Below are 18,795 nucleotides of genomic sequence, written 5' to 3'. Positions count from 1 at the left end.
AAGCGGTATGACTACAGCAGACAATCGTAAGGTGGTGCAGGGCGTGCAGAAGATGACGCCGTCGGAAGCATTCGTGGAAACCTGCGTCGCCAACGGCGTGACCGAGATGTTCGGCATCATGGGCTCGGCCTTCATGGACGCCATGGACATTTTTGCGCCGGCCGGCATCCGCCTGATTCCCGTGGTGCACGAACAGGGCGCGGCCCACATGGCCGACGGCTATGCCCGCGTCTCGGGCCGCCACGGGGTGGTCATCGGCCAGAACGGCCCCGGCATCTCCAACTGCGTCACCGGCATCGCCGCCGCCTACTGGGCGCACAGCCCGGTGGTGATCGTGACGCCCGAGACCGGCACCATGGGCATGGGCCTGGGGGGCTTCCAGGAGGCCAACCAGCTGCCCATGTTCCAGGAGTTCACCAAGTACCAGGGCCATGTCTGCAATCCCAAGCGCATGGCGGAATTCACGGGCCGCTGCTTCGACCGCGCCATGTCCGAGATGGGCCCCACGCAGCTGAACATTCCGCGCGACTATTTCTACGGCGAGATCGAGTGCGAGATTCCCAGGCCCATGCGCGTGGACCGCGGCCACGGCGGCGAGCAAAGCCTGCAGGCGGCCGTCGAGCTGCTCAAGACCGCCAGGTTCCCGGTGATCCTGGCCGGCGGCGGCGTGGTCATGGGCGATGCGGTGGAAGAAGCCAAGCAACTGGCCGAGCGCCTGGGCGCCCCCGTGGCCACCGGCTATCTGCGCAACGACGCCTTCCCCGCCAGGCATCCGCTGTGGGCCGGCCCGCTGGGCTACCAGGGCTCCAAGGCGGCCATGAAGCTCATCGCCCAGGCCGATGTGGTGATTGCGCTGGGGTCGCGCATGGGTCCCTTCGGCACCCTGCCCCAGCACGGCATGGACTACTGGCCCAAGACTGCCAAGATCATCCAGGTCGAGGCCGACCACACCAATCTGGGCCTGGTCAAGAAGATCGCCGTGGGCATCCACGGCGACGCCAAGGCCGTGGCCGCCGAACTCGTGCGGCGCCTGGCGACCGAGACGCTGGACAGCGACGCCACCAAGGCCGCGCGCGCCGACATCATCGCCACCGAAAAGCATGCCTGGGAAAAGGAACTCGACGGCTGGACCCACGAGCGCGATCCCTACAGCCTGGACATGATCGAGGAAGCCAAGGGCGAGAAGACGCCCACGGGCGGCAGCTACCTGCATCCGCGCCAGGTGCTGCGCGAGCTGGAAAAGGCCATGCCGGCGCGCGTCATGGTGTCCACCGACATCGGCAACATCAACTCGGTGGCCAACAGCTATCTGCGCTTCGACGAGCCGCGCAGCTTCTTCGCACCCATGAGCTTCGGCAACTGCGGCTATGCGCTGCCCACCATCATCGGCGCCAAGTGCGCCGCGCCGGACCGCCCGGCCATCGCCTATGCGGGCGACGGTGCCTGGGGCATGAGCATGATGGAAATCATGACGGCCGTGCGCCACGACATTCCCGTCACGGCCGTGGTCTTCCACAACCGCCAGTGGGGCGCCGAGAAGAAGAACCAGGTGGACTTCTACAACCGCCGCTTCGTCGCGGGCGAACTCGAAAGCGAAAGTTTCGCCGGCATCGCCCAGGCCATGGGCGCCGAGGCCATCATCGTGGACCGCATCGAGGATGTGGGCCCCGCGCTGCAAAAGGCCATCGACCTGCAGATGAACCAGAAGAAGACCTGCGTCATCGAGATCATGTGCACCCGCGAACTCGGCGATCCCTTCCGCCGCGATGCGCTGAGCAAGCCCGTGCGCTTCCTCGAGAAGTACAAGGACTATGTCTGACACCCCCTGAGGCGCTTCGCGCCGCCCCCTCCCTCTGCGGGAGGGGCAGCACCCCCGGTGCGGGGCGGCGGGTCCGCCCACACCCGTCCCCGGTGTCCCCGGGATGGGCCGCGCCGGGGCATGTACTTTCCAGCAGGAGCTTTCATGGTCCCCCCACTTTCCCTTGCCGTGGCCGCCGATGATGCGCCGGCCACGCCCCGCCCCCATCTGCAGCGGCTGCTCGACCGGGCACGCGCACTGGGCCCCCTGCCGGTGGCCGTGGCCTACCCCTGCGATGCAGGCTCCCTCCAGGCCGCGTTGCAGGCCGCACAGGACGGGCTGGTCACGCCGCTGCTCGTCGGCCCGCGCGCGCGCATCGAGGCCGCAGCCAGAGCCGCCGGACTGCCGCTGGACGGCCTTGCCATCCATGAGACCGAAGACGAGCCGCGCGCCGCCGCCGCCCGGGCGGCCGCCCTGTGCGGCAGCGGCCAGGCCCGCGCGCTGATGAAAGGCAGCCTGCACAGCGACGAGCTGCTGGCCGCAGCCGTGGCGCGCGAAGCCGGCCTGCGCGGCAGCCGCCGGGCCAGCCATGTCTTCGTGATGGACCTGCCGGAATACGAGCGCCCGCTGCTGATGACCGACTGCGTGGTCAACATCTCTCCCACGCTGATGGACAAGCGCGACATCGCCCAGAACGCCATCGACCTGGCACGCGCCATCGGCATCGCGCAGCCGCGCGTGGCCGTGCTGTCGGCGGTCGAGACCGTCAATCCCGCGATCCCCGGCACCATCGATGCGGCCGCGCTGTGCAAGATGGCCGACCGCGGCCAGATCAGCGGCGCCATGCTCGACGGCCCGCTGGCCTACGACAACGCCATCTCGCTGCGCTCGGCCCGCCACAAGGGCATCGTTTCCGAAGTCGCGGGCCGCCCCGACATCCTGCTGGCGCCCGGCCTCGAAGCCGGCAACATGATCTACAAGCAGCTGGTCTACATGGCCGGCGCCGAATGCGCGGGCATCGTGCTGGGCATGCGCGTGCCCGTGGTGCTGACCAGCCGCTCCGATTCGGTGCCCAGCCGCATCGCCTCCTGCGCGCTGGCCGTGCTGGCCGCCGCCGGGGAGCAGCCATGAACCTGAGCCCTTCCGCCGTCAAGGCTGCGCAGCCCTGGCTTGCCGGCCTTCACCTGCTGCCGGGCGCCGCGCTGGCCGGCGTGATCGCGCTGGCCGCCACCTTCGTGTCCACGCTGCATGGCGGCCCGCAGCTGCTGTATGCGCTGTTATTCGGCGTGGCCTTCCACTTCCTGAGCCAGGATGTGCGCGCCCGGCCCGGCATCGAGTTCTGCGCGCGCGGCGTGCTGCGCCTGGGCGTGGGCCTGCTGGGCGCGCGCATCACCGCGACCCAGATCGCCGGCCTGGGCTGGACCACGGCGCTGACGGTCATCGCCGCCGTGGTCACCACCATTGCCTGCGGCTACTGGCTGGGCCGACGGCTCGGCATGACCCGGCCGCAGGGCGTGCTGTCCGGCGGCGCCGTGGCCATCTGCGGGGCTTCGGCCGCGCTGGCCATCTCGTCCGTGCTGCCGCGCGACAAGGAAAGCGACCGCTTCACGCTGATGGTGGTGGTCACGGTGACCGTGCTGTCCACGGTCGCCATGGTGGCGTATCCGCTGATCGCACGGGCCCTGAACCTGCCGCCCGAGCTGGCAGGCCTGTTCATCGGCGGCACCATCCACGACGTGGCCCAGGTGGTGGGCGCCGGCTACACCATCGACCAGGCCACGGGCGACTACGCGACCATCGTCAAGCTGTTTCGCGTGGCCATGCTGACCGTGGTGGTGGTGACGGTTTCGGCGCTGTTCAAGCGCCAGCGCGAAGCGGCCGCCGAGCAGCACAGCGGCAGCAAGCCGTCGCTGGTGCCCTGGTTCCTCTGGGTGTTCGTGGCGCTGGTGTGCATCAACTCCCTGGGCTGGGTGCCGCAAGCCGTGCAGCTGCAGCTCACGGACCTGTCGCGCCACTGCCTGGTACTGGCCATTGCGGCACTGGGCATCAAGACCTCGTTCCGGCAGCTGGCCCAGGCCGGCTGGCGCCCCTTCATGCTGCTGGTGGTCGAGACCGTCTGGATGGCCGCCTTCGTGCTGGTCGCGATACAGATGCGCTGAGCGCTGCCTCCCACGCCAAGCGCAGATACGAAAAAGCCCCAGAACCTTGCAGTTCTGGGGCTTGTCGTTTGGTGCGGCTGGCAGGAATCGAACCCACGACCCCTTGGTTCGTAGCCAAGTACTCTATCCAGCTGAGCTACAGCCGCATTGGCGGAGAGGGTGGGATTCGAACCCACGGTACGCTTGCACGTACGCCTGATTTCGAGTCAGGTACATTCGACCACTCTGCCACCTCTCCTGTGTCGAAGCTGAAATTCTAGCAGAGAATTACAGCCGCTTTGGAAAACTCCGGCATTTTTTGCTGCGCTGCAGCTTCAGGCGCCGGTCTTCAGCAGCGTCTGGCCGCCCATATAGGGCACGAGCGCCTCCGGCACGGTCACCGAGCCGTCGGCGTTCTGGTAGTTCTCCAGCACGGCCACCAGCGTGCGGCCCACAGCCAGGCCGGAGCCGTTGAGCGTGTGCACCAGCTCGTTCTTGCCCTGAGCATTCTTGAAGCGCGCCTGCATGCGGCGGGCCTGGAAGGCTTCGCAGTTGGAGACCGAGCTGATCTCGCGGTAGGTGTTCTGCGCGGGCAGCCAGACTTCGAGGTCATAGGTCTTGGCCGCGCCAAAGCCCATGTCGCCCGTGCACAGGCTGACCACGCGGTAAGGCAGGCCCAGCCTCTGCAGCACAGCTTCGGCGTGGCCGGTCATCTCCTCCAGCGCCTCGTAGCTCTTTTCGGGATGCACGATCTGCACCATCTCGACCTTGTCGAACTGGTGCTGGCGGATCATGCCGCGCGTGTCGCGGCCGTAGCTGCCGGCTTCGGAACGGAAGCAGGGGCTGTGGGCCGTGAACTTCAGCGGCAGCTGGTCTTCGGCCAGCACGGTATCGCGCACCAGGTTGGTCAGCGGCACTTCGGCCGTGGGGATCAGGTACAGCGCGGCGTTGTCGGGCACGGGTTCGCCGTCCTGGCCGCCCTTCTTGGCCGCGAACAGGTCGCCCTCGAACTTGGGCAGCTGGCCCGTGCCCTTGAGCGAGTCGCTGTTGACGATGTAGGGCACGTAGCACTCGGTGTAGCCGTGCGCCTCGGTCTGCAGGTCCAGCATGAACTGCGCCAGCGCGCGGTGCAGGCGCGCGATCTGGTTCTTCATGACCGTGAAGCGCGAGCCCGTGATCCGGGTGCCCGAGTCGAAATCCAGACCCAGCGGCGTGCCCACGTCCACATGGTCCTTGACCTCGAAGTCGAAGGCCCGAGGCGTACCCCAGCGGCGCACCTCGACATTGTCCTGCTCGTCGGCCCCCACGGGCACGCTTTCGTGCGGCAGGTTGGGCACGGCCACCAGCATGGCCTGCAGCTCGGCCTGGATCTGGTCCAGGCGCGCGGCCGACTGGTCCAGCTCGGTCTTCATGGCGCCCACTTCGGCCTTGGCGGCCTCGGCGGCATCCTTTTCGCCCTTGCCCATCAGCATGCCGATCTGCTTGGACAGCTGGTTGCGCCTGGACTGCAGCTCCTCCGTGCGGGTCTGCAGCGCCTTGCGTTCCGCTTCCAGAGACTTGAAAGCCTCCACATTCAGGAACGCCTGCGGCTTTTTGCGGGTCTCCAGCCGTGCGACGGCGGAATCAAGGTCTTTGCGAAGAAGAAGGATATCGAGCATAGGGCGCGATTTTAGAGCGTCCGGGCGCGCCGGCTCGCCTGCGGGATTTGCCCCTGGTTACAGTTGCGGCACCGGATGCCGATGAATACCTGGGACCTGTTCACATAACGCACGTGGATCGCGTTGTGCAGCCTTGGGCGTCTGCGGCGTTGCACTCCTTGTGCGGGATGACACCCGCACGGCGTCGCGCGCCCAGCATTGACGCCTCTGCCTGGCTTGCGCGACCGCGAGGGTTATGTGAACAGGTCCTAGATGCAGGCTTTGAGGAGTTGCCATGTTTTTTGTCTTCGGCCCCAACGGCCAGATGGTTCGCAATGCGGCGCCGCATCTTTCGCCCGTCGGCGCCATCCGGCACACGGACAGGCCCCAGGCCCTGCGCACCCGCGCGGGCGGCCCGGACAGCGGCGCGGCAAGCGGCATGGGCGGCACGGCGCGCAACTTCCGGCAGGCCCTGGACCGGGCCGACGGGAACGCAGCCGCCCCCGACGCGGACAGCCCCCGCCCGCCCGCCGCCGGCCAGGGCGCCGTCAATGCCTATCTGTCCACCACGAAAAGCCTGCACCCCGAACGCCGGCCGCTGCAGCATGTGGCCGACGTGATGAGCGTGCGCCCCGTGGCCGTGGAGCCCGACACCGTGGTCAACAACGCCTGGCAGCAGCTGGCCGAGCATGGCGTGGCCCAGGCCCCGGTGCTCAACAAGCAGGGCCGCGTGATCGGCCTGCTGCTGCGCGCCGACATGGCGCCGCTGGACCTGCTGCCCGAGCCCGGCGCGATTGCCCAAGCCATTGCGCTGGCGCGCCGGCCGGTGCGCGAGGTCATGCTGTCGCCGGTGCCGGCCGTCTCCCCCGACACCGACCTGCGCCGCGTGGCGTCCGCCCTGCTCGACACCGGCCTGCCGGGCCTGCCCGTGACCGACGAGAGCGGCGCGCTGATCGGCTTTGTCAGCCGCTCCGACATCCTCCAGGCCGTGGCGGCCGATCCGCCGCTGGATCTCTGGAGCTGATCCGTGCGCTATCGATAGCAAAGCGCCTTGCGCCAGCCATATGGACATTTCAAGGCGTTTCAGCCTTGAAGTCCAGATACAGCCTGCGCAAGGCGCTATGAAATCAGCGGCCCGTCTCAGGGGCCTTGCGCACTGCGATCTCCAGCCCCGTGGCGGTGTCGATCTTCAGGCCCTTGGGCAGCGGGAACTTCACAGTTTCCTCGATGCCGTCCATCTTGCGCACGGCCACGGCGCCCAGCTGCCTGATGCGGGCGATGACTTCGTCGACCAGCACCTCGGGCGCGGAAGCTCCGGCCGTCAGGCCCACGCGCGCCGCATTGGCAAACCATTCCTCCCGCAGCTCGCCCGCGTTGTCCACCATGTAGGCCGGCGTGCCCAGGCGGGCGGCCAGCTCGCGCAGGCGGTTGCTGTTGGAACTGGTGGGGCTGCCCACGACGATGACCAGGTCCACCTGGGGCGCGAGGATCTTCACGGCGTCCTGGCGGTTCTGCGTGGCGTAGCAGATGTCCTGCTGCTTGGGCTCGCGCACGTTCGGAAAGCGCGCGCGGATCGCGGCCTTGATGCCGGCGGCGTCGTCCACGCTCAGCGTGGTCTGGGTGACCACGGCCAGCCTTTCGGTCTGGCGCGGCTGCACGCGGGCCACATCGGCCTCGTCTTCCACCAGGTGGATGCCTTCGGACAGCTGGCCCATGGTGCCTTCCACCTCGGGGTGGCCCTTGTGGCCGATCATCAGGAACTCGTAGCCTTCCTTGGCCAGCTTGGCCACTTCCACATGCACCTTGGTGACCAGCGGGCAGGTGGCGTCGAAGATGGCAAAGCCGCGGCGCTCGGCCTCCTGCTGCACGGCCTTGGAGACGCCGTGGGCGCTGAACACCAGGGTGGCGCCGGGCGGCACTTCGTCGAGCTCCTCGATGAAGATGGCGCCCTTGGACTTGAGGTCGTTGACCACGAAGGTGTTGTGCACGATCTCGTGGCGCACGTAGATGGGCGCGCCGAACTTGGCCAGCGCCCGCTCCACGATCTCGATGGCACGGTCCACGCCCGCGCAGAAGCCGCGCGGCTCGGCCAGCAGGACTTCCTTGGCTCCTACCATTTCAACACCCCCCGGGCGCTGCGCACCACTCGCGCAGCACGACACTGGCGCACCCGAAGCGCGGGACGGCCAGCAAGGGCCGCCCCGCGGCAGGGGCTGCCCCAGCAAAGGCCGTCGTCCCCGTTGAAGGGGGAAGCTGCACAGCAGCTCAGGGGGGGCGTCATGTCACAGCACTCCGATGATCTTGACTTCGAACGTCACCGGCTGGCCGGCCAGCGGGTGGTTGAAGTCGAACAGCACGGCGCCGTCCTCGCGCACCTGCACCACGGCGCCGGCGTAACTGCCGGAGCCGTCGGGCGTGGGGAACTGCACCACGTCGCCGGCCGCGTACTGCTCGTGCGGGTCGCCCAGCTCGTTCATGAGCTTGCGCGCCACCCACTGCATCATGTCCGGGTTGCGCTCGCCGAAGGCATCGCCCGCGGGCAGCTCGAACGTGGTGTGCGTGCCTTCGGGCAGGCCCAGCAGGCGCTCCTCGACCGCGGGGGACAGCTCGCCCGCGCCCAGCGACAGCGTGGCGGGCTTGTCGTTGAAGGTGTTGATCACGTCGCCGGCCGGGCCGGCCAGGCGGTAGTGCAGCGTGAGAAAGGAGCCGGCCTGGACAACAGGCTGTTCGGAAGAGGTTGCGCTTGTGGTCATGAAAGTCCCGATAAACTGGCCCGCATTGTAGAAAATCCCCCATACCCCCACCCCCATGCCCATCAAAGACCTGCCCCTGGATGCCCAGCCGCGCGAGAAGCTCGCACAGCGGGGCCCGGCCGCGCTTTCGGATGCCGAGCTGCTGGCCGTCATCCTGCGCACGGGCATGACGGGCAAGTCGGTGCTGCAGATGGCCCAGGAGCTGCTGCAGCTGCCGGGCGCAGGCGGGCTGGCCGGCCTGCTGGCCGCCAGCTACCGGGATCTGAGCGCGGTCAAGGGCCTGGGCCCGGCCAAGCGGGCCGAACTCATGGCCGTGCTGGAACTGGCGCGGCGCGCCACGGCTCAGCAACTGCGCGAGCGCGAGGTTTTTTCCTCGCCCCAGGCGGTCAAGCACTTTCTGCAGCTGCACCTGGCCGCCAAGCCCCATGAAGTCTTTGCCGTGCTGTTCCTGGACAGCCAGCACCGCCTGCTGGCGCTGGAGGAAATGTTCAGGGGCACGCTGACGCAGACCTCGGTCTACCCGCGCGAAGTCGTGCTGCGCGCGCTGCACCACCAGGCCGCAGCCGTCATCCTGGCGCACAACCATCCCAGCGGCCAGGTAGCGCCCAGCAGCGCCGACCGGTCGCTGACGGCCACGCTCAAATCGGCCCTGGCCCTGATCGACGTACGCGTGCTCGACCATGTCATCGTGGCGCCCGGCGCCGCACTGTCCATGGCCGAGGAGGGCCTGCTGTGAACCACGCCCGCCATAGCCTGCAGGACCTGGCGGGCATCTCGCGCCAGCTCAGGGCCGCGCGCGAGCAGGCCGAAGCCCTGGCCCGGGCGCAGGCCGAAGCCCGCGCGGCGCGCGAACGCGAGCGCAATCTGTTTGCGCTCACCGTCGGCAAGGTCCGGCCGCTGCGCGCGCGCAACGAGGTGAGCTTTCAGGATCCCGCACCCGCGCCGCTCCCCCTGCAGCTGGCCATCGACGAGCAGAAGGTGCTGCGCGAGGCCATGAGCGACGAGTTCGACGTGAGCACCCTGCTCGACGTGGACGACCAGCTCAGCTTCCGGCGCCCGGGCATCGGCCTGGATGTAACGCGAAAGCTGCGCGGCGGGCACTGGAGCATCCAGCGCCAGCTGGACCTGCACGGCCTGCGCTCGGACGAGGCGCGCGAGGCGCTGGGCCAGTTCATCCGCCTGTCCCACCGCACCGGCATACGCTGCGTGCGCATCGTCCACGGCAAGGGCCTGGGCTCGCCGGGCCGCACGCCGGTGCTCAAGGCCAAGGTGCAGCGCTGGCTGGTGCAGAAGAAGGAAGTGCTGGCCTTTGTGCAGGCCCGCCCACTGGACGGCGGCGCCGGCGCGCTGGTGGTGCTGCTGCAGCCGGGCAAGCGCCGGATGCCCTGAGCGCCATGCCGGCCCCGCATGCACGGGCCGGCGCCCCCACCCTACACACTTGCTCAAGATTCTTGCATCCGGCTAACAGGGGCGCCTGACACAATCGCGGGTTTGCCTCGCCCATAGCCCTCCGGAAAAATTGCCATGCCCCCTGTTTCACTGCCCCCGCTGCGCCTGGCCGCCAGCCTCTTGACCCTGACCGCGGCGCTGGCAGGCTGCGGAGGAGGCGATGGCTCGGACGCCCCGGCAACTTCCGCGCCGCGGGCGGAAAGCAGCACCGCCCAACACACGCCCATGCAGGTGCTGGTGCCCGCCTATTTCAATCCCAGTCCCGGCTGGGACGACATCACCAGGGGCGCGAAGGCCTATCCGGACGTGAAGATCACGGCCATCCTGAATCCGGAAAACGGCAACTTCACCCAGGCCAACAGCCAGTTCACCGATGCCATCAATGCCTTCAGGGCGCAAGGCGGCCGCGTGGTGGGCTATGTCGCCACCGGCTATGGCAGCCGCTCCATGGGCGCAGTGAAGGCCAACGTCGACAACTACCTCAGGCTCTACCCCGGCGTCAGCGGCTTCTTCCTCGACGAAATGGCCGCCAAGAGCGACCAGCTGGCGTTCTACCGCGAGATTTACGAGTACATCAAAGGCAAGAGCGCAGACCTTCAGGTCGTCGGCAATCCCGGCACCTTTCCCGACAGTGCGTATGCAGGCATTACCGATGCCCTGGTCACCTTCGAAGGCCTTGAAACGGATTACCGCCAGATCAACCCGCAGCCCCAGAGCACCTGGGTCTATGACAGGCCCACGACGGCCCAGGCCATGCTGGTGCACAACGCGCCCACCTGCGCCGTCATGCAGAACACGCTGAAAACCGCCGATCTGCCGCGCACCCACACCGGCCTGGCGTATGTGACATCGCTGGAATATGACCCCCGCACCGACGTCGGCAACCCCTGGGCCGCCCTGCCGTCCTACTGGACGCAACTGCTGGGCTCGGTCGATGCGCTGAACAAGAACCAGCCCCTGCCCTCCTGCTGATTCGCCTGCCCCGCCCAACGATGGCAGAGACAAAGGCCCGGCCCCTGCACTGCAGGGCCCGGGCCTTTCCGTGGCGAGCCGGCGCCATCCGCTCTGCCACCGCCAGGGCCGGGCAGAGCGTGAACGCGGCGGTTATCTGGACAGGTCGATCCTGTAGACCGACATGCCCTTGCCGGAGCCGTCGTCGGCCGCCAGCAGCGAGACGCCGTCAAGGCCGGCCGCCTGGGCCACCGAGATGGCATCCGGGCCCGAGCTGAACACCACGTTGCCGGCGGTTTTCACCGGCGTGAAGCGCCAGCTCCTGGCCGCGCCGTTGGCCGCGCGCGTCACCTGCGGATGCGCGCGCACGTACTTGATGACCACGTCGCGGTTGGCATCGGGCGAGGCCCAGATGGTCGAGGAGCCGTCCAGCTTGGCAATGAAGTTCTTGCCGCTGGTGGCGCGATAGTTGTTCGTGGCGATCACGAATTCCTGCCGGAGGTCGATGGGCTGCCCCTTGTAGCTCAGGTTCCTGATGCGGCTGCCCTTGGCCTGGGTCACGTCGATCTCGTACTGCACGTCCGGCGTGGTGAACATGTCGAAGTTGTAGCCGGGGAAGCTGCTGATGAGTTGCTGGTCCTGCGCATTGTTCACGTCGATGCGGTTGAAGCGCTGGGCCGCGGCCTCCAGCCAGTCCTTGATGTCGGCGCCGTTGACCTTGACCGCGTACACCGTGTTCGGATACAGGTACAGGTCGGCCGCGTTGTAGATGGCCAGAGGACCCTGGGCCACGTCGGTGAAGTCCTTGCCGCCCTGGAAGCCGGACTTGAACGGCGCGCTGACCGAGAGCACGGGCAGCTGCGCATACTGCGGCAGGTTAGCCTGCACATATTCGGCCACATGGGCCTGCTGCGCCTGGTTCACGATCTGGATGGCACCGGGGTCGCCCACATCGGCAAACAGCGTGCTCATGCGGAAATCCGTGCTGCCGATCGGCGTCTTCACGTACTGGATGGCCGCCTGGTGCTGGCTTTCGATCAGCGGCGCCACCGCGGGGTCCGCATCGACGAACACATTGGCGCCCGCGGCATCCTTGGCCTGGATATTGCGCAGTTCGCTCTTGCTGCCGCTCTTGTCCACGCTCCAGGCCTTGCCGTCCCAATGGAGCGCCAGCTGGATCACGCCCAGCGCCTTGCCCCAGGAGCTGGCCATGACGGCGGGCACGCCGTTGATGGTGCCGGCCGCATTGTCCACGCCGGCCTGGCTGAAGGCCGGCTTGGCCGACGGATCGGGAAACACGCTGTGCTGGTGGCCCATGACCATGGCGTCGATGCCCGCCACCCTGGACAGGTACAGGCCCGGGTTTTCCATCGTCGGGGAATATGCGCTGCCATCCAGCCCGCCATGCAGCAGCGCCACGACGATGTCCGCCCCCTTGGCACGCAGCTCGGGCACATACTTTTGCGCACTCTCCACCGCGCCTTCGGTATAGACCTTGCCGTCCAGGTGGCGCTTGTCCCAGCTCATGATGCCGGGCGTGGTGAAGCCGATCACGCCGACCTTGATCGGCAGCCGGACCTCCTTGCCGTCACTGCTTCTGGCCACCAGCGTGCGCTGCAGCAGCGCATAGGGCTGCACCAGCGGCTTGCCGGTCTTGCTGCTGTAGACATTGGCCAGCACGGCCGGATAGCCGTTGCCCGCGCATTTTTGCGCGGCATCGACGCCATCGACCTCCATGCCGCCGCCCAGCACCTGGTTGAGGAACGGCAGGCCGTAGTTGAACTCGTGGTTGCCCAGCGTGCCCGCATCGAAGCCCAGCGCCCCCATGGCCTTGTACATGGACAGCTGCTGGGTGCAGGCAATGGGCTTGACCTCTGCCTCGTAGTCGGCCAGGGCCGTGCCCTGGATGGTGTCGCCGTTGTCCACGAGCAGCGTGTTGGCGAATTCCTTGCGCGCCTGGCGCACCAGCGTGGCCGTGCGCTCGAAGCCGTAGGTCTTGTCCTCGGCCAGCTTGAAGTAGTCGTAGCTGCGCACATTGAAGTGCAGGTCCGTGGTTTCCAGCACGGCCAGCGTGGCCGTGGCCGGCTGGCCCGCGCCTGCCGCATCGGCGCTGTCGCTGCCGCCGCAGGCGGCCAGCAGGGCTGCGCTGGCCAGGGTGCCCAGCGCGAGCCGGCGTGAAAGAAAATAACGATTCAGGGAATGCAGATGTCGCAGCGGCATGAGATTCGGCTGGAGTCAGAAAGCCACCGAGTGTCCATGCGGGCTTTGACAGCGCCGTGACATCGCCGGGCCGCCGTGCGCGCCGCAACGGCCCTGCCTCAGCACTCGACCACGTTGACCGCCAGGCCGCCCAGCGACGTCTCCTTGTAGGTGGATTTCATGTCCTCGCCGGTCTGCTTCATGGTGCGGATCACGGTATCGAGCGAGACATAGTGGCTGCCGTCGCCGCGCAGCGCCATGCGCGCGGCATTGATGGCCTTGACGGCGCCCATGGCGTTGCGTTCCACGCAGGGAATCTGCACCAGGCCGCCGACCGGATCGCAGGTCAGGCCCAGGTTGTGCTCCATGCCGATCTCGGCCGCGTTCTCCACCTGCTGCGGCGTACCGCCCTGCACCGCTGCCAGTGCGCCGGCCGCCATGGAGCAGGCCACGCCCACCTCGCCCTGGCAGCCGACCTCGGCACCCGAGATCGAGGCATTGGCCTTGTAGAGCATGCCGATGGCGCCGGCGGTGAGCAGGAAATCCTGCACGCCGCGCTCGCCGGCGCCGGGCACGAAGCGTGTGTAGTAGTGCAGCACCGCCGGCACGATGCCGGCCGCGCCGTTGGTGGGCGCCGTCACCACGCGCCCGCCCGCGGCATTTTCTTCGTTGACGGCCATGGCATAGGCATTGACCCAGTCCATGGCGGCCAGCGGATCGGCGCCGTCGCCGGCCGACAGGCTGCGGTACAGCTCGGGCGCACGGCGGCGCATGTGCAGGCTGCCGGGCAGCGGCGCCCGGGCCTCGGGATTGTCCTGGCCGAAGCCGCGGCGCACGCAGTCCTGCATCACCTGCCAGATATGCGTGAGGCCGGCGCGAACCTCGGCCTCGGAGCGCCACGCGCATTCGTTGGCCATGACCAGCTCGGCAATCGAGAGGCCTTCGAGCCGCGCGAGCGCGATCAGCTCGTCGCCGCTGGCAAACGGGTAGGGATGGCGCACGACATGCCCGGTGCCCGCGGGCGCCGTGGCGCCGCCCTCGACGACGAAGCCGCCGCCAACAGAGAAGTAATGCGCTTCGCGCAGCAGCGCGCCCTCGGTGTCGAAGGCCGCCACACGCATGGCGTTCGGATGCTCGGGCAAGCTGCGCTCGCCGAGGAAGGCGATGTCCTCGCGGCTGTCGAACGCGATGCGCCGGCTGCCCAGCAGCGCCAGGCCCTGCCCGGCGCGCACGGCGGCCACGCGCGGCGCCACGCTGGCCGGGTCCACGGTATCGGGCGCCTCGCCCATCAGCCCCAGCAGCACGCCCAGGTCGGTGGCATGGCCGCGGCCCGTGGCGCCCAGCGAGCCGAACAGTTGCACCTGCACGCGGGCCGTGCGCTGCAGCAGCCCCTGTTCCTGCAATGAGCGCGCGAACATCAGTGCCGCGCGCATGGGCCCCACAGTGTGGGAGCTGGACGGGCCGATGCCGATCTTGAAGATGTCGAACACGGAAAGCATCACCACCTCCACAAGCCGGCGGGCTGTCAGGCCACGGGCAACTGTTTCTTCACCAGCTCCACCCAGTAGGCCGCGCCCAGCGGCAGGATGTTGTCGTTGAAATCGTAGTACGGGTTGTGCACCGGCGGATCGTTGGGGCCTTCGCCCGCGCCGATCACGATATAGGCGCCCGGGCGCTTTTGCAGCATGAAGGCGAAGTCCTCCGAGCCCATGGTGGGCTGGATGTCGGTGTGCACCTTGTCGGCGCCGACCAGAGTGGCGGCGGCAGCCACGGCCGCATCGGTCTCGGCGGCCGTGTTGATCACGCCCGGATAGCCGTAGCGATAGTCCAGCGCCACCGTGGCGCCATGCGTGCGGCCCACGCCTTCGCAGATCTGGCGCATGGCGGCCACGGTCTTTTCCTGCACGCCGGCGTCCAGCGTGCGCACCGTGCCGCGCAGCACGACCTGCTCGGGGATCACGTTCCAGGTGTCGCCGCCATGGATCTGCGTGACGCTGACCACGGCCGAGTCCGTGGCCTTGGTGCGGCGGCTGACGACGGTCTGCAGCGCATTCACGAGCTGCGCCGCGACCACCACGGAGTCGATGCCGGTCTCGGGCATGGCGCCATGGCTGCCCTTGCCCGTGACGGTGATCTCGAAGGTGTCGAGAAAAGCCGTCATCACGCCGGTGCGGATCGCGAACTGGCCGCGCGGCAGGCCGGGCATGTTGTGCATGCCGTAGACCGCGTCGGCGGGAAACTGCTCGAACAGGCCCTGCTCGACCATCACGCGGCCGCCGCCCTCGTTCTCCTCGGCGGGCTGGAACACGAAGTGCACCGTGCCGCGGAACGGCTTGTGCTGCGCCAGGTGCGCAGCCGCGCCCAGCAGCATGGCCGTGTGGCCGTCATGGCCGCAGGCATGCATCTTTCCTGCGCAGCGCGAGGCGTGGGCCTGCGCGCCCAGCTCCTGCATGTTCAGCGCATCCAGGTCGGCGCGCAGCGCGATGCTCGGGCCGTCGCCGTTGGCGAGCGTGCCCACCACGCCCGTGCCGGCCAGGCCGCGGTGCACGGGAATGCCCATCAGCGCCAACGCATTGGCCACCACGTTGGCCGTGCGGCTTTCCTCGAAGGCGGTTTCGGGGTTGGCATGGATGTCGCGGCGCCAGGCCACCATGCTCTGGCGGATGTCTTCGGAAATCTCGGGTTCTCTGTACATGCTTGTGTTCTCGTTCGGATGAGGGGCAAGGCGCAGCGCGAACGGCTGCGTCAATGGAAGAATTCGGCGATCAGCGTGGCGCCGAGGAAGGTGCCCGCGGTGGCGGTCAGCGACACCACCACGATGCGCCAGCCCAGGCGGCGGAACAGCGGCAGATCCTTGGCGACCGAAAAGCCCGCCAGCGCCAGCACCGGCGTCGTGAAGGCCATGAAATTGAGCTTGCCCGTGAAGGCCAGCACGGCGTCGCTGAAGGGCAGCAGCCCGGGCACGCCGATGACGGTCGCCAGGATGGACAGCACCAGCAGCAGCGGCATGCGCGGCAGCAGGCGCTTGGCGATCTCGGCCACGGCCACGATGAGCACCATGACGAGCATGCCTTCCAGCGACACCAGCACCGGCACCTTGTACGACAGCGCATTGCCGGTCGCCACGCCGCCGGCCATCACGAGCCAGGCCAGCGCCGTATCGGCCAGCGAAAGACCGTGCGCCGCAGGGGCGGAGCCGGCCATGTCGGGCGCCGACTCCTGCAGGGGCTGGCGGCCGCGCCTTGTCATGCGGCCCAGCACGGGTTCGAGCTTGCCGTACAGCCAGGAGCAGGCCGGCAGCGACAGAAACAGCGTGAAGTAAAAGCCCGCCACCGAGGTCAGCAGGTTCGAGGCCGCCGCAATGGCCGTCACCTGGGGCACCGCTTCGGGCGGCACCTGGGCGCTGATCGCGCCCAGCGCCGCCGCCATCAGGCTGCCCGAACCCACGCCGGCGCCCATGGCCAGCGAACGCGGATCGAAGATGTGCAGGCTGGCGATGAAACCCGCCAGCACCGCGATGAACACCGCGCCCAGCACCGTGCCGGTGATGTACTCGGCCAGCACGCCGCGCCCTTCGGGGGAGGCCATGCCGTACTTCTCGCTGATGATGGCGATGTTGCCCTCGCGGCCCACCGAGAACGTGGAGCCCACGGCCTCGCGCTTGATGCCCAGCAGCAGGGCCAGCGGCAGGCCCAGCGCCAGCGTGCCGAATGCATGGCCGAACTCCTGGAAGAACAGCGCCCAGCCGGCCTGCCGCACCATGGGCAGGGCTGCGCCCACCGTGAGCGAGAGCTTGACCACGAACAGCATCAGCGCCGCATTGAGCAGGGCGCCCGCCAGGCTCTGCAGGCTGGTGCCTATGCGCAGCGCGCCCGGCAGGCGCCGCTGCGCCACGCCCCAGACCGCCGCCATCAGCAGCGCCCACAGCATGGGCATCAGCACCACCTGCCCGGGGCCCAGCTTGAACTTGGCCGAACCTATGGACTCCGCCAGCGCGACGATGGCGAGGACGGTGAGCACCAGGCGGAGCTTGCCGGCTCCCGTGACCCGGGCCGGCGCATCGCCATGCCCTGCCACACCGGAGGAAGATGCTGCGACAGAATTCATAGGGTTTTCCCTATATCGTGAGGTAAGATAGTGGACACTTGCCAGGCAGCCCCGCGCTGCATTGACAGCGCCAAAGTGTCATCGTCCTGTCTTGTTGCATCAATGATGCAAAATCGGGATATTTGTTGCATTGAATGCAACGCAGCAAGCCGACACGCCATGCCCCCCGTCCTGCAAGAAACCCTGGATTCCCGCCGCCTGCGCTATTTCATGCAGGTGCTGGAGCACGGCTCGGTGCGCGGAGCGGCCGAAGCCCTGGACATGGACCCCTCGGCCGTGAGCCGCGCCATCGGCCTGCTGGAGCAGGAATGCGGCGCGCGCCTGCTGGAGCGCCACGGCCGCGGCGTGGTGCCCACCGAGGCCGGCCTGCTGCTGGCCGACTACCAGCGCCGCCAGAACAGCGAGCAGCGCCAGCTGCTCGCGCAGTTCGACAGCATCCGCAAGCTCGAGCGCGGCCATATCGACATCGTGGCCGGCGAGGGTTTCATCGACTGGCTCATGCGCCACAGCCTGCGCGACTTCATGGCCGAATACCCGGGGATCACGGTGGACATCGAGGTCGGCAGTACCGACGACATCGTGGAGCGCATCGTCGAGCAGCATGCCCATATCGGCCTGGTTTTCCAGCCGCCGCGCGACGAGCGGCTGCGTACCCACCACTCGCATCCCCAGCCCATCGAGGCCCTGGTGCTGCAGGCGCATCCGCTGACGCAGCTGCAGCGCCCGCTGCTGCTGGCCGACCTGGTGCCCTATCCGGGCGCCATGCTGCACCGGGGCTTCGGCGTGCGCCAGCACATCGAGGCCGCCGAAATCAGCGAGGGCCTGCGCCTGCAGCCCGCGCTGACCACCACCTCGTTCAACGCCATCGCCCATTTCGTGACCGCCGGCCTCGGCTATGCCCTGGGCGCGCGCATGCCCATGCCGGCCTACGAGATCAGCGGCGAGCGCGTCGTGGCCCTGCCCATGGCCAATCCGCTGCTGTCGCAGGGCCAGGCCAAGGTCGTCACCCGCCAGGGCCGGCAACTGCCGCCGGCCGCCGGCGTGCTGCTGCAGCGCATCGTGGCCGATATCAAGCACCGCGCGCTGGCCTGAGCCCTGCCGGCGCCGTGCAGCATGGCGTCACGCCAGGCGTGGATGCCAAAATTTTTGGCTACAACCCATTGCCTGGCATGCGCAGAAAGCTATATTTTCAATAGCAAAAGATTCAAACGCCGCGGTTGCGCATCCAGTCGGCGGTATTCATGAAGCTGGCCTTCAGGCGCACACGCAACGCCTCGGGCACGCCGGTCTCGCCCATGGCCTGGTCCATGCAGGCCACCCACTGGTCGCGCTCCTGGATGCCGATGGAAAACGGCATGTGGCGCATGCGCAGGCGCGGATGGCCGAAGCGGCTCTGGTAGTGGTCCGGCCCGCCCAGCCAGCCGCAGAGAAACCAGAACAGCTTCTGGCGCGCATCGTCCAGCGTGCTGCCGTGGGCCCCGCGCAGCTCGCGATAGGCGGGCTCCAGGTCCATGAGGTCGTAAAAGCGCGTGACCAGCTGCTGGACCTTCTCTTCCCCGCCAATCCACTCGTAGGGCGTGGCGAACGGCGGCTTTTCTTCAATCTGCATGGTGTGAGGGGCAATGGAATGCGACTTGCGCAAATCAGTTTCGGGCGGGGCATGTGTCTCATGGAGAGGCACTTGGCGCCTTGGCGCCCGCATGTCTGCGCAAGTGCTGACGGATACGGTCGCTGCGGCATTGTCCCCCGACCGGCTTGGCCTG

At 68.1% G+C, this 18,795-nt stretch carries 16 protein-coding genes and 2 tRNA genes; 8 read left to right on the top strand and 10 right to left on the bottom strand.

The features are described from left to right. Window positions 1-7 precede the first annotated feature (7 nt). From xsc to Cte04_RS12705, 3 genes are all read left to right on the top strand, one after another. Complete coding sequence (gene xsc, locus Cte04_RS12715) at window positions 8-1,819, top strand: sulfoacetaldehyde acetyltransferase (protein ID WP_066477974.1); 1,812 nt, start codon at window positions 8-10, stop codon at window positions 1,817-1,819. Window positions 1,820-1,963: 144 nt separating this feature from the next. Then, window positions 1,964-2,929, top strand: coding sequence for a bifunctional enoyl-CoA hydratase/phosphate acetyltransferase (locus Cte04_RS12710; protein ID WP_066477971.1), 966 nt, complete (start codon window positions 1,964-1,966; stop codon window positions 2,927-2,929). Further along, window positions 2,926-3,957, top strand: a complete 1,032-nt coding sequence (locus tag Cte04_RS12705) for a YeiH family protein (protein WP_066477966.1) — start codon at window positions 2,926-2,928, stop codon at window positions 3,955-3,957. Before Cte04_RS12710 ends, Cte04_RS12705 begins: the two co-directional genes overlap by 4 nt. 69 nt (window positions 3,958-4,026) lie before the next feature. On the opposite strand, the gene Cte04_RS12700 is transcribed toward Cte04_RS12705, so the two are convergent. The 3 genes from Cte04_RS12700 to serS form a co-directional block, all read right to left on the bottom strand. Continuing rightward, a tRNA-Arg gene (locus Cte04_RS12700) sits at window positions 4,027-4,103 on the bottom strand. Between the two features lie 2 nt (window positions 4,104-4,105). Further along, window positions 4,106-4,195: transfer RNA gene (locus Cte04_RS12695), tRNA-Ser, on the bottom strand. 76 nt (window positions 4,196-4,271) lie between these two features. Beyond that, window positions 4,272-5,594: a serine--tRNA ligase gene (serS, locus tag Cte04_RS12690; RefSeq protein WP_066477963.1), complete on the bottom strand. Its 1,323-nt coding sequence runs from the start codon at window positions 5,592-5,594 to the stop codon at window positions 4,272-4,274. 274 nt (window positions 5,595-5,868) lie between these two features. On the opposite strand from serS, the gene Cte04_RS12685 reads away from it, so the two are divergent. Next, window positions 5,869-6,597 carry a CBS domain-containing protein gene (locus Cte04_RS12685; protein WP_066477960.1) on the top strand — a complete coding sequence of 243 codons (729 nt, stop codon included), beginning with the start codon at window positions 5,869-5,871 and terminating at the stop codon, window positions 6,595-6,597. A gap of 103 nt (window positions 6,598-6,700) precedes the next feature. Here the strand turns inward: Cte04_RS12685 and ispH are convergent, their stop codons facing one another. Both ispH and Cte04_RS12675 read right to left on the bottom strand, forming a co-directional pair. Next, window positions 6,701-7,690 (bottom strand): 4-hydroxy-3-methylbut-2-enyl diphosphate reductase, encoded by a 990-nt coding sequence (ispH, locus tag Cte04_RS12680; RefSeq protein WP_066477956.1) that lies wholly within the window; start codon window positions 7,688-7,690, stop codon window positions 6,701-6,703. A 165-nt stretch (window positions 7,691-7,855) separates the two neighbouring features. Further along, the gene (locus Cte04_RS12675) at window positions 7,856-8,326 is read right to left on the bottom strand and encodes an FKBP-type peptidyl-prolyl cis-trans isomerase (RefSeq protein WP_066478172.1); all 471 of its coding nucleotides are present in this window, start codon (window positions 8,324-8,326) and stop codon (window positions 7,856-7,858) included. 55 nt (window positions 8,327-8,381) lie between these two features. Here Cte04_RS12675 and radC point away from each other — a divergent pair, with 55 nt between their 5' ends. The 3 genes from radC (at window position 8,382) to Cte04_RS12660 (ending at window position 10,747) form a co-directional block, all read left to right on the top strand. Continuing rightward, window positions 8,382-9,062, top strand: coding sequence for a RadC family protein (radC, locus tag Cte04_RS12670; protein ID WP_066477954.1), 681 nt, complete (start codon window positions 8,382-8,384; stop codon window positions 9,060-9,062). Further along, entirely contained in the window at window positions 9,059-9,715 is a 657-nt protein-coding gene (locus Cte04_RS12665; RefSeq protein WP_066477952.1) for a Smr/MutS family protein, read from the top strand. Before radC ends, Cte04_RS12665 begins: the two co-directional genes overlap by 4 nt. 135 nt (window positions 9,716-9,850) lie before the next feature. Further along, window positions 9,851-10,747: a spherulation-specific family 4 protein gene (locus tag Cte04_RS12660; RefSeq protein WP_066477942.1), complete on the top strand. Its 897-nt coding sequence runs from the start codon at window positions 9,851-9,853 to the stop codon at window positions 10,745-10,747. Window positions 10,748-10,879: 132 nt separating this feature from the next. On the opposite strand, the gene Cte04_RS12655 is transcribed toward Cte04_RS12660, so the two are convergent. The 4 genes from Cte04_RS12655 to Cte04_RS12640 form a co-directional block, all read right to left on the bottom strand. After that, window positions 10,880-12,946, bottom strand: coding sequence for a bifunctional 2',3'-cyclic-nucleotide 2'-phosphodiesterase/3'-nucleotidase (locus tag Cte04_RS12655; RefSeq protein WP_066477939.1), 2,067 nt, complete (start codon window positions 12,944-12,946; stop codon window positions 10,880-10,882). Window positions 12,947-13,044: 98 nt separating this feature from the next. Continuing rightward, window positions 13,045-14,427, bottom strand: coding sequence for an L-serine ammonia-lyase (locus tag Cte04_RS12650; protein ID WP_066478170.1), 1,383 nt, complete (start codon window positions 14,425-14,427; stop codon window positions 13,045-13,047). Window positions 14,428-14,450: 23 nt separating this feature from the next. Then, window positions 14,451-15,620 carry a M20 aminoacylase family protein gene (locus Cte04_RS12645; RefSeq protein ID WP_066477936.1) on the bottom strand — a complete coding sequence of 390 codons (1,170 nt, stop codon included), beginning with the start codon at window positions 15,618-15,620 and terminating at the stop codon, window positions 14,451-14,453. Between the two features lie 50 nt (window positions 15,621-15,670). Next, window positions 15,671-17,032 (bottom strand): DUF3100 domain-containing protein, encoded by a 1,362-nt coding sequence (locus Cte04_RS12640; protein WP_066477932.1) that lies wholly within the window; start codon window positions 17,030-17,032, stop codon window positions 15,671-15,673. Window positions 17,033-17,203: 171 nt separating this feature from the next. Here Cte04_RS12640 and Cte04_RS12635 point away from each other — a divergent pair, with 171 nt between their 5' ends. Next, a complete protein-coding gene (locus Cte04_RS12635; protein WP_066478168.1) occupies window positions 17,204-18,124 on the top strand; it encodes a LysR family transcriptional regulator in 921 nt (306 codons plus the stop codon). A gap of 112 nt (window positions 18,125-18,236) precedes the next feature. On the opposite strand, the gene Cte04_RS12630 is transcribed toward Cte04_RS12635, so the two are convergent. Further along, the gene (locus Cte04_RS12630) at window positions 18,237-18,641 is read right to left on the bottom strand and encodes a group II truncated hemoglobin (RefSeq protein ID WP_066477930.1); all 405 of its coding nucleotides are present in this window, start codon (window positions 18,639-18,641) and stop codon (window positions 18,237-18,239) included. Between the last annotated feature and the right edge of the window lie 154 nt (window positions 18,642-18,795).

The sequence above is a fragment of the Comamonas terrae genome, from assembly GCF_001544075.1.
Taxonomy (GTDB): Bacteria; Pseudomonadota; Gammaproteobacteria; order Burkholderiales; family Burkholderiaceae_C; genus Comamonas; species Comamonas terrae.
This window is presented reverse-complemented; position numbering and strand designations above follow the sequence as displayed.

What these genes read in the sequence shown, in the direction of transcription:
- xsc (WP_066477974.1), top strand. Translation starts at nt 8, where the DNA reads ATGACTACAGCAGACAATCGTAAGGTGGTGCAGGGCGTGCAGAAGATG.
- Cte04_RS12710 (WP_066477971.1), top strand. Translation starts at nt 1,964, where the DNA reads ATGGTCCCCCCACTTTCCCTTGCCGTGGCCGCCGATGATGCGCCGGCC.
- Cte04_RS12705 (WP_066477966.1), top strand. Translation starts at nt 2,926, where the DNA reads ATGAACCTGAGCCCTTCCGCCGTCAAGGCTGCGCAGCCCTGGCTTGCC.
- serS (WP_066477963.1), bottom strand. Translation starts at nt 5,594, where the DNA reads ATGCTCGATATCCTTCTTCTTCGCAAAGACCTTGATTCCGCCGTCGCA.
- Cte04_RS12685 (WP_066477960.1), top strand. Translation starts at nt 5,869, where the DNA reads ATGTTTTTTGTCTTCGGCCCCAACGGCCAGATGGTTCGCAATGCGGCG.
- ispH (WP_066477956.1), bottom strand. Translation starts at nt 7,690, where the DNA reads ATGGTAGGAGCCAAGGAAGTCCTGCTGGCCGAGCCGCGCGGCTTCTGC.
- Cte04_RS12675 (WP_066478172.1), bottom strand. Translation starts at nt 8,326, where the DNA reads ATGACCACAAGCGCAACCTCTTCCGAACAGCCTGTTGTCCAGGCCGGC.
- radC (WP_066477954.1), top strand. Translation starts at nt 8,382, where the DNA reads ATGCCCATCAAAGACCTGCCCCTGGATGCCCAGCCGCGCGAGAAGCTC.
- Cte04_RS12660 (WP_066477942.1), top strand. Translation starts at nt 9,851, where the DNA reads ATGCCCCCTGTTTCACTGCCCCCGCTGCGCCTGGCCGCCAGCCTCTTG.
- Cte04_RS12655 (WP_066477939.1), bottom strand. Translation starts at nt 12,946, where the DNA reads ATGCCGCTGCGACATCTGCATTCCCTGAATCGTTATTTTCTTTCACGC.
- Cte04_RS12645 (WP_066477936.1), bottom strand. Translation starts at nt 15,620, where the DNA reads ATGTACAGAGAACCCGAGATTTCCGAAGACATCCGCCAGAGCATGGTG.
- Cte04_RS12640 (WP_066477932.1), bottom strand. Translation starts at nt 17,032, where the DNA reads ATGAATTCTGTCGCAGCATCTTCCTCCGGTGTGGCAGGGCATGGCGAT.
- Cte04_RS12630 (WP_066477930.1), bottom strand. Translation starts at nt 18,641, where the DNA reads ATGCAGATTGAAGAAAAGCCGCCGTTCGCCACGCCCTACGAGTGGATT.